The organism is Mesobacillus maritimus, from assembly GCF_023715205.1.
Lineage (GTDB): Bacteria > Bacillota > Bacilli > Bacillales > Cytobacillaceae > Mesobacillus_B > Mesobacillus_B maritimus_C.
The window spans coordinates 181,970-196,696 of record NZ_JAMBNR010000001.1 but is presented as its reverse complement, the minus strand read 5'-3'; the positions used below and the strand labels follow the sequence as shown (position 1 = coordinate 196,696).

Below are 14,727 nucleotides of genomic sequence, written 5' to 3'. Positions count from 1 at the left end.
ATGAATGGAGGAGAGAAATGAGGCAACAAGTACAAGCAGAAATTGAAATCCGAAATTTACAAACTATAAAAGAATTGGAAGAAGTTCGTCAGCTAGAAACAATTGTATGGAGTTTTGAAGATTCGATTGCAGTTAACCAAACCATCACGGTTGTGAAAAATGGGGGATTCATTTTAGGTGCGTATATAAAAAATCAACTAATTGGTTTTCAATATAGTTTTCCTGGATTCGATGGGAACAAGGTTTACCTTTGTTCCCATTCATTAGGGATTCACCCTGAGTACCGCAAATATGGGATTGGCGAGAGGTTAAAATGGGCCCAAAAAGCACTGGCCAATGAAAAAGACTATGATTTGATTACTTGGACATATGATCCGCTTGAAACAGTGAATGGAAACTTAAATCTACATAAACTAGGTGCAATTTGTAAGACATATATGGAAGATGCCTACGGTGAAATGGATGATGGTTTGAATTCTGGTATTGCCACGGATCGTTTTTTAGTGGAATGGCCAGTGGACGTAGAGAAAAAAACAGCTGAAAGAAAGCAATATACAGGTGAGCAGAAAAAAGTCATCAAGACGGCACAAATTGACCGCCTACTGGTACCTGAAAAGTGGGATTTGACTTTAGAAGATCACTATCTCTTTGTTCCTGTACCTGGTAATTTTCAAGAAATTAAGCAACGAGACCTTTCGCTAGCTATCTCTTGGCGAAATTGTACACGCGAAGTTTTTACTAAATACTTAGCAAATGGTTGGGTTGTTAATGATTTGGTAAAAGATGATCGAACTACAAACCAGTATTTGTATGTACTAGAAAAGAGGGTGTAATGATGGAAATTACTAGGATCACATTGAGGCATATCAAAATGGATTTATTGTACCCGTTTACCACAAGTGTTGGGACAGAATATGATAAAGAAATAATAGTAGTTGAAGCTACCGGTAAAAGCGGGAAATCTGGTTGGGGAGAATCGGTTTCGATTGTCCAGCCGATGTATAATGAAGAAACCGTCCAAACGAACTGGCATATTATGAATGATTTTCTGATTCCTCTATTAATGAAAGCACCAATCAACCATCCAGATGATATTACGGAGAGATTTTCATTCGTACGCGGTAACTTCAACGCCAAGGCTGCGATTGAAGGAGCGATTTGGGACCTTTACGCCAAGGAAAAGAACGAGTCATTAGCAAAAGTATTAGGCGGAACGAAGGAGAAAATTGAGGTTGGAGTAAGTGTTGGGATTCAAACCACTGAGTTAAAGCTACTACAACAAATTGAAAATTATTTGCAAGAAGGATATAGGCGTATTAAAGTAAAAATCAAACCTGAATGGGATATTAAAATTCTAAAATCCATTCGAAAGCATTTTCCACAGATTAACTTAATGGCAGATGCAAATTGTGCTTATACACTTAATGACATTGACCATTTACGAGCGTTAGATGAGTTTAATTTGATGATGATTGAACAGCCACTGGCTCACGATGATATTATTGATCACGCAAAGTTGCAAGCGAAGTTGGAGACACCACTTTGTCTTGATGAAAGTATTCACAGTGCAGAAGATGCTAGAAAAGCGATTGAATTAGGAAGCTGTCGCATCATCAACCTTAAAATTGGTCGTGTAGGCGGGTTAACTGAATCAAAGAAAATTCATGATGTTTGCTTAGAGAAGGGGGTTCCACTCTGGTGTGGAGGTATGCTTGAGGCAGGAATTGGTCGAGCTCATAATCTTGCGATTACATCGCTTGCCAATTTTACACTCCCAGGAGACACGGCTCCGTCCGCACATTATTGGAAGAAAGATATTATTTCACCAGAGGTTGAAATGAAAGATGGATATATTTATCTTCCAGCGACACCTGGAATCGGTTACGAACCCAATTTAGATATGATTGAGGAGATATCCTTTCGTAAAAAAACCGTTGATTTTGAAAATTCAACTTCTAAATCCTGTGATTCCCAAATACAAATTTAAAAAGTAAATAGTTTACCAAATGCTTTGATGGGGATATTCAAAAAGGCCACCATTGAAGCATTTTTCATTTTTTTGGAAAATGAGCGGTTGCTCAAATTAAAAGATATGCTATAATGAATGAATATTCACTCAATATTAAATTGATAGAATTTCCAATGTTTTGAGGTGACTAAAATGGAACGCATAGGACCAATTATGCTTATTGAGGGCCCAAATAAAAGTAGTAAAGTACCTTATTCTAGAAGTTTGTATCTAGATTGTGCTGATAAGGTACTGATTGACTCTGGAGCTGACCCTAAGAGCTTATTGCAAATTGAAAAAGAAAATGGAATTCAGTTGATTATGAATACCCATTATCATCCAGATCATACATCTCATAATTACTTATTTCCAAATGCAGAGAAGTTAATTAATCCGATTGAATACGAAACTGCGCAATCAATCGAAGGAATCGCCAGAGCAAACGGTGTGTACCAAGAATGGGGTCCTAAAGGAGTAGAAACATGGAAGCAGAATCTTCCTTCAAGATGGGTGAAAAGCTTAGGACAACTAACAGGTACGTATGAGTATGAAAAAGAATATAATTTTAGTGGGATTAAAGTCCAGTTTCTGCATAGCCCAGGGCATACAAGTGGATTATCATGTCCGTATTTTCCTGATTTAGGGGTCGTATTTGCCGGCGATTACGATATGACGTCATTCGGTCCATGGTACAACGGGACAGATGGCGATATTGATGATTTTATTCGTTCTGGGAAACGTCTTTTAGAACTTGATGCAAATACTTATATTACAGGGCACCAAAAAGGTGTATTTACAAAAGAGGAATTTGCAGTCGCAATGGAAACCTATCTTGCGATCATTAACCAACGTGATGAAAAAATTGAAAGATATGTTGCGCAAGGCTTATCTTTCGAAGAACTTACAAGTATTGGGATTTTTTATCCAAAAAGGACTTTGGATAATGGAATACTAAAAACATGGGAACGTACCGGGATCCGCAAGCATTTACATCGTCTTGGTTTAACTGTACCAGAACTCAGCAGGGTTTATACAAATGCAAAATAAGAGAAGCAATCGTCTTAAAGGCGATTGCTTCTCTTATTTTGTATATTTGATTTTTTCTGGCAAAAACTATTGTAGGTTCACACATTAAAAAGAGGGGGTAATTTCATGGAAAAGAACCTTTCTTATGGCAGCGACTATAAATACATTCCAGCTACGTCCATTAGTAGCGGAATGGGGATTGAGGTCTTACCTGATATTTATTCACATACCATTCAAATTGTTAACATTTGTCTCGTCGGAAATCCTGAAAGTGGAGAGTTTGTTCTAGTAGATGCTGGTATGCCAGAATCAGCCGATGAAATTATTGCTGTAACCGAGGAACGTTTTGGTAAAGATGCGAAACCAAAAGCAATTCTACTAACACATGGACATTTTGATCATGTAGGGGCAATAGTAGAATTAATCAAGTACTGGAATATTCCTGTTTATGCACATCAGTTAGAGCTGCCATATTTAACTGGCCAAAAAAGTTATCCTACCCCTGATTCAACAGTTGAAGGTGGAATGATTGCAAAAATGTCACCAATGTTTCCAAATGAACCAGTACAACTAGGGGATCGAGTGGAAGCACTACCTTCTGATGGTACTGTACCTTATATGGAAGGATTTCGCTGGATTCACACTCCTGGTCACAGTGAAGGGCATGTGTCATTTTTTAGAGAAGCCGACAAATGCTTAATCGTGGGGGATGCATTTGTTACAGTAAAACAAGAGTATCTTTATAAAGTCATCACACAGGAGCAAGAAATTAGCGGACCTCCACGATATTTAACACCTGATTGGAAAGCTGCAAAAGCTTCGGTGCAAAAGTTAGCAGAACTTAATCCGTTGGTTGCTGTAACAGGACATGGGTTTCCAATGACAGGTGAAACATTGGCAAGTAGTTTACAGAAACTCGCAAATGAGTTTGATCAGATTGCCGTACCTGACTACGGGAAATTTTTAAATTAATAAACGAAAACGAAAAGGCAGATACAATTTGGATCTGTCTTTTTGAAGTACACTCTTTTAGTAGTAATTTATAGCTTAAGCTGACCTAACATGACAATAGCAATTTGATTGGTTGTCACTATTTTTCTATAAAAAATAGAGTTAAAATTTATGACCCTATGAATGGCTACTCGATTGATAAAGACTTTTATATTTTTATCATCGTTACCCGTTTAACTTTCCTTTACTAGCAATTGCTTATTAACGGAATAACTTAAAAATAAGTGAATATTTACTATTTTTATAGTATAATTGTTCATGAATTAGATTAGTTGAGAGGGAGTCGAGATGAGTATGACGAGTATAGGGACAGACACAAAAGGTTTTTATGGAGAATTTGGGGGAAGCTTTGTTCCCGAGAACCTCCAACAAGTGATGAATATCCTTGAAGAAAGCTTTTTAAAATATAAGGATGATCCTGATTTTCAGGAAGAGTTTAAGTTTTATTTACGCGAATATGTCGGTCGCGAAAACCCACTAACATTTGCGGGAAATTTAACAACTACCCTTGGTGGAGCCAAAATCTATTTAAAACGAGAAGATTTAAACCATACAGGTTCTCATAAAATTAATAATGTATTAGGGCAAATCCTTCTTGCAAAGAGAATGGGAGCAAAGCGTATCATTGCTGAAACTGGTGCAGGGCAACATGGAGTAGCGACGGCAACTGTTTGTGCTATGTTCGGAATGGAATGCATAGTTTATATGGGAAAACTTGATACTGAGCGACAAGCGCTGAATGTATTTAGGATGGAATTGCTCGGTGCTAAAGTCGTTGCAGTTGAAGCAGGTCAAGGTCGTCTTAAGGATGCAGTTGATGCTGCCTTAGCAGATCTAATTGAGAACTATGAAAATACATTCTATTTGTTAGGTTCAGCGGTAGGGCCTCATCCATACCCTACAATGGTAAAGCATTTCCAAGCTGTGATTAGTGAGGAATCAAAGCGGCAGATTTTAGCAAAAGAAGGGAAGCTACCAACTGCTGTTTTAGCTTGCACTGGTGGAGGTAGTAATGCAATAGGAGCCTTTGCACATTATATTGACGAACCTAATGTTCGTCTAATCGGAGTTGAACCGTCTGAAGCGGCGACAATGTCAGAAGGTATCCCTGCAGTGATTCACGGTTTTAAATGCCTGACATTAATTGATGAACAAGGTGAACCAAAACCAACCTATTCCATCGCAGCTGGTTTGGATTATCCGGGTGTAGGTCCAGAACATAGTCATTTAAAAGTGAGTGGTAGAGCAGAATATGTTACTGCAAGTGCACAAGAAGCATTAACAGCTTTCCAGCTATTGTCCAAAACTGAAGGGATTATCCCAGCCCTTGAAAGCTCTCATGCAGTGGCCTATGCAGTTAAATTGGCTAAAGAATTAACCCCAGAGGACATTTTGATTGTAAATGTGTCTGGCCGTGGTGACAAAGATGTTGAGCAAGTATTTAAGATGTTAAACAATAAATAACGAAAAAGGCAGCCTAAATAGCTGCCTTTTTTCGTTATTTATTATCCAAATCCTCATCAGATCGTACATCTGGTTTAACAGGTGCAAATTCTTCTGCCGCTTCAGTTTGATATTGTAATCTGGTTGATCTGACAGAAGTTGTTGCTACCTTTGTTCTCCCAATTCCATCATATTGTAGGTATTGATGGAAGAAATATTCAAATACGGTAATTCCAATCGCTGCAATAAACGAGAGCCAAAAAGTACTTGCTGTTGTCATATTGGATGTTATAAGCCAAATGAGCGCGAATGACAAACCAAAGTCAGCAAGGGAAGCTGTTGCATTGGTTGTTTTAGGTAATATCAGCAGATCTCCTAATAAATAGGAAACCACACTAAGAATAAGCGTGGTAAAGAAGACATTCGAAAAGGACATACCATTAGCAAAGCCGAGAATGACATATAAGACTAAAAGGCTGGCTCCGAATTTAATTGCCATTGCTGTAAAGTGCTTCATGTCTTTACCTCCTTTGCGCTTATTGTGTAAAGTGGGACAAAATCTTATTCTTATACGTAAGCAGGGAGTTGTAGGAAATAAAAAATGCGAGATCGGGGATCTCACATTTTTATTTGAATTAAACTTTCTTTATTTTTGATGGGTTATTCAGTTTATATTGGACCGGCTCTTGTACAATCATTTCTTCGTCTTCGATATCTTTTCCTTTTGGCAATTTCTTTTTTACGATTTTTCCATCAAACTCCAGTGTTTCGCCAGGTAGAAGTTCTTGTTTCTTTAATGTTTTTGAATGAGCGCACCAAGCAAAGCCGATTTCGAGTGGTTGTTCTTGTTGAATCACTACTTCTTCAAAAACAACGACCTCATCATTATCCTCATTAAAATGATTCCACGTTAAACCAAATTGCTTAACTTTGGCGGTAAAATGAACTTTTTCGGTCGGCAACTCAAGTTTACTCGCTTTTTCCTTGGTCGTTTTTTTCTCTGTTTTACTTGTAGAAACTGTTGATTTCTTTTCATTTTCCGCTTTCGCTTGATCTGTGGGTTGTTTTACTTGTGTAGCGGGAGACGTATGGTTAGTAAGTAGGTTTTTACCAAAACTAGCCGCTTGCATTTCTTTTAAAAAAGCAGGATGGATACAACTTAAATTACCGTCCTCAAATTCAATAATGATTGTATTGTAATCATCTGTTTCCCCGTATACTTGAAAACCTTTGATGGAAACTAAACGTTGATGTTCTTTTTCTTTATACCAGAATTTTTTTTTGGCAGTAGATAGTCCCCATTCTTTTAATTTCTCGAAAAAATGATTATCATCTGTAAAAGTTTCAAATTCACCTTGTGGTGATATGTAAGTAGTAAGAGTAGAATCTTCAATATGCGGTATTGTTGCCATAGTTCAACGTCCTTTCAAGAAGCTGTTTTCGTTAAGATTGTAGTTAAATCCAAATGCAGATTTTAACGTAATAATATGTTAGTAGCTCACTTCTCTTGAATGCAGCTATTTCATTCAGTTGTGTTTATTGTTTAATAGCAGCAAAGTTTAAGAAAAGAGCCTATCAAAAACATTCTACCCATTTATTCTAATTATTTGAAGGTTTTAGCATAAGTTCATTAGAATATACTCTAGAATAGTATAACTAAAGGAGTGGTTGCGTGTTATCTTACAAAAGTAGAGACGAAGTACCTGAACAAGAAAAGTGGAATTTAACCGATATTTATTCGGATGTTTCTTTTTGGGAGCAAGAATATCAGCAGGTTGCACAAATGGCGGAAAAACTCAAACAATTTGACGGCAATATTACTGATGGGAAGAGTTTGTATCAGTATTTGAAACTTAGAGAGGAATTGTCTTTGGTCTTCGGCAAAGTGTATGCATATGCAATGTTGAAAGTGGATGAAAATACAAAAGAAACAAGCTCACAAGCATATTTAGATCGTGCGAAACAATTGAGTGTTCAAGTAAGTGCGGCTACTTCATTTTTTATGCCCTATTTACTAAGTTTAGATGAAAAGACATTAAAGGGATACATAGTCGCTGAAGAAAAATTAAAATACTTTGAAGAAGATTTATTTGATGCGTTCCGCTATAAACCACATGTATTAACGAAAGAGCAGGAGGCCGTCTTGTCCCAATTAGGTGAAGCGCTATCTGCCCCAAGTAGTACGTTTGGCATGATTAATAATGCAGATATAAAATTTGGGGAAGTTACAAATGAGGATGGAAAAAAGGTAGAATTAACACGAGGAATGTACTCTAAATTAATTGAGGACGAAAACCGTGAAAAGAGACTCGAAGCCTATAAGGCTTATTATCAGCCTTATTTGCAACTAAAGAATACGATAGCCTCCACGCTTTCAGCGGCGATTAAAAATAATGTTACTACCGCAAGACTTCGAGAATATTCATCAGCACTAGAGAAAGGCCTGTTTGGAGATAAAGTTCCTAAACAAGTTTATGAAAACCTGATTGCGACAACAAAAGAAAAAATTTCACCAATGCACCGCTATTCAAAAATTCGTAAAGAAAAGCTTGGGTTAGAGGAGCTTCATCAATACGATTTAAGCGTCCCACTAGTAAGCGGAGTGAAACAAGAAATACCATATGAGGAAGCATTCGAGACGATGTGTAAAGCGCTAGCGCCCCTAGGGCCGGAATACATTGAGATATTAAAGACATTTAAGAATAAACGTTACATGGATGTTCGTGAAACACCTGGAAAGCGCTCAGGTGCCTATAATCTTGGAGTTTATGGGGTCCATCCGTATATTCTACTAAATCATCAAGATGACTTAGACAGTCTTTTTACTCTCGTTCACGAATGTGGACATGGGGTACACAGTTGGTTGAGTTCGAAACACCAGCCCCAAATCACTGCTCATTACAGTATTTTCGTGGCAGAAGTGGCATCAACTGTAAACGAGGTATTGCTAATCAATTATTTATTAAAAAATGAAAAAGATGAAGCGGTTCGTCAACACCTGCTTAATCATTGGATTGACCAATTCAAAGGTACGTTTTTTACACAGGTGATGTTTGCTGAATTTGAACTGAAGACGCATGAATTAGCAGAACAAGGACAACCGCTTAATGTAGAAGTCTTTAATCAAATTTATGAAAACCTGTTTAGGGAATATAATGGTGACGAAATTGTTTTTGATGAGGAAGTGAAATACGGATGGTCTCGAATCCCACATTTCTACCGTCCGTTTTATGTCTATAAATATGCAACGGGCTATGCTTCTGCTATTCACCTTGCAACGAAAATACTCGATGGGGATCAAAAAACACTTACCGCATATCTAGAATTTTTGAAAAGTGGCAGTTCCGATTATCCACTCGAATTATTAAAAAAGACAGGAGTGGATTTAACAACCCCTGAACCTATTGAAAATGCTCTTAAAAAATTTACAGAGTTAATTGAAGAATTTTCAAAACTCTAATGTAAGTCCGAGTGTTTTTCAACAGGCGTTCAAGAACTGTGAATTACCAGTTCTTGAACGCCTTAACCGCTTTTTGTTGGTTCTTTTAACCTAATATAGGCTGTTCGGCGGGGTATTGGTAGAATTGTCTTACTGCCAACGAAATACCAAGTGCAATCGTTCTTGCCATCGAATAAGCTACATTTAGGTCGGAATATATCAGCTTTGAGGCAATGTTTTTTTGATTCTCTAGCATTACTGCCAAAATACCACAGTGACCAACTGTTGGGAGCTCATGATGTAATGCTTTTCCAGGTTGAAGTGGCTGTTTTGTAATTACAATCGATTGAACATAAGATGGAGGACCAATAGCACTATCAACAGCTATTACAAAGCTATTGTTAGGAAAGTGGACCTCTTCAATCCTTGTTTCGAGAGTTGTAGCATCAAGAGGAGACGCTAATGTTCCTATTACAGTCAGATGTTTGGGGTATTGGCCGGTAAGAAGGGTACCAACAAAGGGACCTATGCTATCTCCGATAATACTATTAGAGCCAATAGCCATTACATAAATATATTTCGTTTCTTTAGGGATTATTGTAAACAAGTGGTTCCGGATTAACATTGGAGCATAAGGTTTCTTATATGAAATCTTGCTAAGTAACTCTGGATTCCTGTCAATGGTTTGCTGGAACATCATTTAATTCCTTCTTTCAGGGAATATGTATTCCTCGGTTGAGCTAGGGAGGATGTCTATTCTATTTATTCTATAATCCCTAGCCAAAAACCTGCGAATTAATATATTAGAAGTAATTAAATGAAAAAGGAAAGGAGACAAATCTCCTTTCCTCAGTTGTTTATAAAATATTAGTAAAATTAAACATCAATAGCTTTGCCGATTAATTGAATATCTCGGTAAATTTCTTCCTTTGTTTTAGGATCTTTACAGTTTCTGTAGTCCGTAAATAATTGGCCGAGCTTTTCAATTAGGCTTAGAATTTCTAAATTACTCATGGCTACCTCCTCATTTTCAGGGAAGTATAAGGATTCACCGCATGTACCAATTATATTCAATTATCTTGCTAGGCGTTGGAGCTAATAAAAAATGACTATTCGGGTCCGATTAGTCATTTTTTGCTCATAATCGGTAGCTGGCTGGCGTGGTATCTTATACTTTAGCCCCTATAGCTTTGCGTCTCCACTTTTCAATGGATTTGCCTTTATCAATTTTTTAAATTTACCTATATAGTTGTTACTATTTTATCATTCTTTTTGACTATTTCCAATAAAAAAGATTAGTTTTTTCAAATTTTTTAAGGAAACGTTGCTTTAATGTTGAATAAGTAAGATAGAGAAGACTAATAAGGGTGAATAGGGAGGTTTATTAAATGAAAAACAAAACAATTTTATTGGCCAATCGTCCAGTAGGAATGCCTGATGAAAGTCATTTTAATATGGTTGAAGAAAAAATTCCTAGTATTAAAGAAGATGAGGTTTTAATCCAGACGATGTATCTATCAGTCGACCCTTATATGAGGGGAAGAATGTCAGATGCAAAGAGCTATGCTGAGCCATATAAAGTAGGAGAGCCATTCATTGGTGGGATTGTTGGAAAAATTGTGGCATCCAATCATCCAAAGTTTGAGACTGGAGATTATATAGAAGGCCGTTTGAATTGGTCAGTATATAATGTTTCCAATGGAAAGAATATTCGAAAGTTAAACCCAGAAATTGCGCCAGTATCAACGGCTTTACATGTGCTTGGCATGCCGGGGTTAACAGCATATTTTGGATTGCTACATATTGGACAACCGAAGGCAGGAGAAACCGTTGTCATCTCGGGTGCTTCTGGAGCCGTGGGAACGATTGTTGGTCAAATCGCTAAACTAAAAGGTTGTAGGGTTGTTGGTATCGCAGGTTCTGAGGAAAAGTGCCGGTTTATTACAGAAGAACTAGGCTTCGATGAGGGAATCAATTATAAGGCGACACCAGATTTACTTGCTTCATTAAAGAATGCATGTCCAAATGGGGTAGATATATATTTTGACAATGTTGGTGGAACGGTTTCTGATGAAGTCTTGAAAATAATTAACTTTCAATCGAGAACCATTATTTGTGGGCAGATATCGCAATATAATTTGGACAAACCTGAGATGGGGCCAAGGGTTATGGACAAACTATTAAAAACTAGCTCTTTAATGAAAGGATTTATTGTTAGTGATTTTGCTGAACACAACAAGGAAGGATTAATGTACTTATCAAAATGGGTAAAGGAAGGAAAAATAACCTATCGAGAGAATATCGTCGAAGGGTTTGATAACACCGTAAACGCTTTTTTAGGCTTATTCCGAGGTGAAAATATAGGCAAACAGCTAGTTAAAGTTACAGATGAATAGGCATATAGTTTCATAGATAATTAACAAAAGGATGAAATCATTATGATTTCATCCTTTTGTTATGTTAACCTGCCGTTTTTAAATCTTTTTCTGCTTTTTCATTCTTAGCCTCTGATTCTGCAACAATTAGTGCGCACGCAGCATCTCCAGTACTATTAACAGCTGTTCGAGTCATGTCTAACAAGCGGTCGATTCCTATAATTAGCGCGATTCCCTCAACTGGTAAATTAACGGAATTTAATACCATGGCTAGCATGATTAGCCCAACACCAGGTACACCAGCTGTCCCAACACTTGCAAGGACTGCAGTTAAAACAACTGTTATTAACTGAGTAAAAGTCAATTCAACACTAAATACTTGCGCAATAAAAATAGTGGCTACACCTTGCATAATAGCGGTCCCGTCCATATTAATGGTTGCACCCAATGGTTGAACAAAGCTGCTAATGGATTTTGGTATTTTTAAATTCTTTTGCGCTGTAGCCATTGATAAAGGTAATGTGGCACTACTACTTGAAGTACTAAATGCCACACTCATTGCAGGTGCGAACCCCTTAAAAAACCACCATGGATTTTTCTTTGCTAATAAGGCTACTGCAGATCCATAAACAAAAATGGTATGAACTAAAAGTGCTAAAAGAACAATCGACATATATAGTCCCATCGCTTTTATAGCGCCAAAACCTTGACTTCCAACAGCAGAAGCAATTAAACCAAAGGTCCCGTAGGGAGCAAATTTCATCACAAGGTTCACAAGGTACATCATTAAGTCATTACCTTGTTCAATAATTTTTAGTAGCCCTTTAGTTTTAGAACCTAGCATAGCTAGACCAAAACCGACAAATATTGAAAACGTAATAATCTGTAACATATTTCCTTCAGTAAAAGCTTTTACCGGGTTTGTTGGGATAATATTTAACAGGGTGTCAGAAATAGGCGGTGCCTCTTTCGATTCGTAATTAATACTTGTTAAATTAAAATCTCCGACTTTTCCTGGTTCAAAAACAATTGCTAAAGCTAGGGCAATAGTAATAGCAAGAGCTGTAGTAATTAAGAAGAAGGAGATTGTTTTAATTCCAATCCGCCCAAGTTTTTTGGGATCACCTAAACCGGCAGTACCGAGTGTAATTGAAAAAAACACAATTGGAACAACGAGCATATTAATCATACTTAAAAATATCTTACCAATTGGTGTAAAAACATATTGGTCTATTGAAGGGAAAATGTCGGGGAAAAGTATATTAATTGCTAAGCCCGTTAAACCTCCGAGAATTAATGCAATAATAATTTTTTTGGCTAATTTCATAAATCTACCTCCAATTTAAATAGATTAAAAATTAATAAAGGTGTATTTTTATACTAAAATACAGTTGATAAATCGAAAAAAAATGCATAAAAATACACAGAGGTTAAAACCACTGTGCAGTTATGCAGTGTTTTCCTCTCAATACGCTTACGAGGTTAGCTGTCGGATTCGGGTATTGAGAGTACCCTACCTTTTGTTAAAGGATTCACCCCGGTGCTTAAAAATAAGCACAATGGTTCCCCCGCTCGAAAGATTAAGCGAAATATATGAATAATGGTACAAGACAAAGATAAATACTATATCCTTATATTAATTTATTATGGAAAAAGTACTTTGTCAATTGTATTTTATTATGAACGGTCAGTTTAATATGTAAATTCCTCTTGAAAAAACAATTACAGCAATTATGAAAACTTTTTAACTAAATTTTCATATTACAACCTCTAGTGGGAAAAATACTAACGATTTAAATGTAAATGGTTCATGAACTGATTAAATAAAGTCTTTTTAAGAAAAGAGGTATACGGATGGATTTTGATTGGGTCTGGAAAGCTATTATAATTGTACTAGGTGGTACTGCTCTTTTAAGGTTTGCAGGAAGGAAATCAATTTCCCAAATGACATTGGCACAAACCGTTATTATGATTGGGATTGGTTCCTTATTAATTCAGCCTGTGGCCGGAGAAAACATTTGGGTGACACTTGGGGTCGGACTTGTCTTAGTAATCACATTATTTTTGATGGAAATAGGACAGGTAAAATCGGATACTATCGAAAAAATTATTACTGGCAAGTCAAAAATCCTTATTGAAAATGGAAATATTAATGAAAAGAATTTGCGCAAACTACGCTTTACGGTTGATCAACTTGAAATGAACCTAAGACAACAAAATGTGTCGCGGATTAGTGACGTTGAATATGCGACGATCGAACCGAATGGTCAAGTTGGATATACATTAAAACAGGAAGCGCAACCTGTGACAATAAAACAGTTTCAAGAACTACAACAAGACCTTCAACAAATTAAGCAATTGCTATTAATCCCGCAAAATCAAGCACAACAGAGTGACTTGAATCATAGTCAAAACTTGTTTACTGAAGTTGCTCGCAATGCTCACAATGAAGATGTGCCACCAAAACATTTGCAGTAATCTCCAATCAGTAGCTTTTTAAAATGCTCTTTTCTCGATTTGAAACGAACTGATAGGGCTATGTCAGCTAAGCTCATACAGTAGAAGATGTGAACGTTTTATGAATCATAATCAGAATGATTTACATACTATAGTGGGGTATAGTAATATGAATAACAAGGTGTTGGTGGACTGGGAATAGTGGATTCTAAAAAGATCCTTATTGTGATGTTGCCTAACCCAAATTTCTACCACTCAGGCGGCTATAAACTGAGTCGGACAAATCTTCTTAAAAGGTCATATGAAAAGGTGTGTTATCAAATGATTTCAGGTTGGAAATTGTGGATGAGTTCTTGTTACGATACAAAAATTATTTAATAATAAACGAGAGGGGTATCTTTAATGGGAAAAGTAACCTTAAATGTTGCGGGTATGTCTTGTGGTCATTGTGTGAAAGCAGTCGAAGGTAGCGTAGGTGCACTTGTAGGTGTACATCTTGTAACTGTTAATTTAGATGAAGGTACAGTGGATGTGGATTTTAACAGTGACCTTGTTACTCTTGAAAAGATTAAAGAAACAATCGATGATCAAGGATATGATGTAGCTTAATCTTTGAATAAAATGGAGGAACGTGCTAATGATTAATTAGCATGTTTTTTCCGAGCAGACTATAGTACGATATTGTCACGGATTAAACAAAATTGATATTACTTAATGATAGTAGCTAACTATAAAGAAATTATAATAATAACTATTTAGGACCTAATTTCGATTATGGTCCTTCTTGTTGTTCCCTGCCGCAGTGCTGTCAGAGGTATTTGGTGGGTAATTGAAACGATACCCCACGGAATAAAGGATAAGAGAAAAAATTATGTGCCATCATAATCAGATTAAAGAGAGTGCTTATGAAAATTGCAAAGATAAAATAGAAACTCAATAAAAAGCTATTTAGTATGGTTTGTTGTTTA

General features: G+C 36.6%; 14 protein-coding genes and 2 riboswitches. Of the genes, 9 read left to right on the top strand and 5 right to left on the bottom strand.

Annotated elements, in window-relative coordinates:
- The first annotated feature begins 17 nt into the window (after window positions 1-17).
- From M3182_RS00970 to trpB, 5 genes are all read left to right on the top strand, one after another.
- A complete protein-coding gene (locus M3182_RS00970) occupies window positions 18-833 on the top strand; it encodes a GNAT family N-acetyltransferase (protein ID WP_251429504.1) in 816 nt (271 codons plus the stop codon).
- Window positions 834-835: 2 nt separating this feature from the next.
- Window positions 836-1,987, top strand: a complete 1,152-nt coding sequence (gene menC / locus M3182_RS00965; protein WP_251556016.1) for an o-succinylbenzoate synthase — start codon at window positions 836-838, stop codon at window positions 1,985-1,987.
- A 174-nt stretch (window positions 1,988-2,161) separates the two neighbouring features.
- Window positions 2,162-3,055 carry an MBL fold metallo-hydrolase gene (locus tag M3182_RS00960; protein WP_251429507.1) on the top strand — a complete coding sequence of 298 codons (894 nt, stop codon included), beginning with the start codon at window positions 2,162-2,164 and terminating at the stop codon, window positions 3,053-3,055.
- A gap of 105 nt (window positions 3,056-3,160) precedes the next feature.
- On the top strand, window positions 3,161-4,006 hold the full coding sequence (locus M3182_RS00955; RefSeq protein ID WP_251429510.1) for an MBL fold metallo-hydrolase: 846 nt from the start codon (window positions 3,161-3,163) through the stop codon (window positions 4,004-4,006).
- A 333-nt stretch (window positions 4,007-4,339) separates the two neighbouring features.
- On the top strand, window positions 4,340-5,509 hold the full coding sequence (gene trpB / locus M3182_RS00950; protein ID WP_251556014.1) for a tryptophan synthase subunit beta: 1,170 nt from the start codon (window positions 4,340-4,342) through the stop codon (window positions 5,507-5,509).
- A 34-nt stretch (window positions 5,510-5,543) separates the two neighbouring features.
- Here the strand turns inward: trpB and M3182_RS00945 are convergent, their stop codons facing one another.
- Complete coding sequence (locus M3182_RS00945) at window positions 5,544-6,005, bottom strand: YndM family protein (RefSeq protein WP_251429513.1); 462 nt, start codon at window positions 6,003-6,005, stop codon at window positions 5,544-5,546.
- Between the two features lie 118 nt (window positions 6,006-6,123).
- Window positions 6,124-6,900 carry a hypothetical protein gene (locus tag M3182_RS00940; protein ID WP_251429516.1) on the bottom strand — a complete coding sequence of 259 codons (777 nt, stop codon included), beginning with the start codon at window positions 6,898-6,900 and terminating at the stop codon, window positions 6,124-6,126.
- A 260-nt stretch (window positions 6,901-7,160) separates the two neighbouring features.
- Between M3182_RS00940 and pepF the strand changes: the two genes are divergently transcribed.
- Window positions 7,161-8,948 carry an oligoendopeptidase F gene (gene pepF, locus M3182_RS00935; RefSeq protein WP_251555810.1) on the top strand — a complete coding sequence of 596 codons (1,788 nt, stop codon included), beginning with the start codon at window positions 7,161-7,163 and terminating at the stop codon, window positions 8,946-8,948.
- 85 nt (window positions 8,949-9,033) lie between these two features.
- Here the strand turns inward: pepF and M3182_RS00930 are convergent, their stop codons facing one another.
- Window positions 9,034-9,627, bottom strand: a complete 594-nt coding sequence (locus M3182_RS00930) for a DUF1256 domain-containing protein (protein WP_251429520.1) — start codon at window positions 9,625-9,627, stop codon at window positions 9,034-9,036.
- Window positions 9,628-9,803: 176 nt separating this feature from the next.
- Window positions 9,804-9,941 carry a hypothetical protein gene (locus M3182_RS00925; protein WP_251429523.1) on the bottom strand — a complete coding sequence of 46 codons (138 nt, stop codon included), beginning with the start codon at window positions 9,939-9,941 and terminating at the stop codon, window positions 9,804-9,806.
- Window positions 9,942-10,070: 129 nt separating this feature from the next.
- Window positions 10,071-10,156, bottom strand: a riboswitch (cyclic di-GMP riboswitch).
- Between the two features lie 159 nt (window positions 10,157-10,315).
- Here M3182_RS00925 and M3182_RS00920 point away from each other — a divergent pair.
- Window positions 10,316-11,323 (top strand): NADP-dependent oxidoreductase, encoded by a 1,008-nt coding sequence (locus M3182_RS00920; protein ID WP_251555805.1) that lies wholly within the window; start codon window positions 10,316-10,318, stop codon window positions 11,321-11,323.
- A gap of 64 nt (window positions 11,324-11,387) precedes the next feature.
- On the opposite strand, the gene M3182_RS00915 is transcribed toward M3182_RS00920, so the two are convergent.
- Window positions 11,388-12,629 carry a dicarboxylate/amino acid:cation symporter gene (locus M3182_RS00915; RefSeq protein WP_251429530.1) on the bottom strand — a complete coding sequence of 414 codons (1,242 nt, stop codon included), beginning with the start codon at window positions 12,627-12,629 and terminating at the stop codon, window positions 11,388-11,390.
- 130 nt (window positions 12,630-12,759) lie between these two features.
- A riboswitch (cyclic di-AMP (ydaO/yuaA leader) is annotated at window positions 12,760-12,899 on the bottom strand.
- Between the two features lie 257 nt (window positions 12,900-13,156).
- On the opposite strand from M3182_RS00915, the gene M3182_RS00910 reads away from it, so the two are divergent.
- Window positions 13,157-13,780: a DUF421 domain-containing protein gene (locus M3182_RS00910; protein WP_251429533.1), complete on the top strand. Its 624-nt coding sequence runs from the start codon at window positions 13,157-13,159 to the stop codon at window positions 13,778-13,780.
- A 381-nt stretch (window positions 13,781-14,161) separates the two neighbouring features.
- Entirely contained in the window at window positions 14,162-14,368 is a 207-nt protein-coding gene (gene copZ / locus M3182_RS00905) for a copper chaperone CopZ (RefSeq protein WP_251555803.1), read from the top strand.
- The last annotated feature ends 359 nt before the right edge of the window (window positions 14,369-14,727 follow it).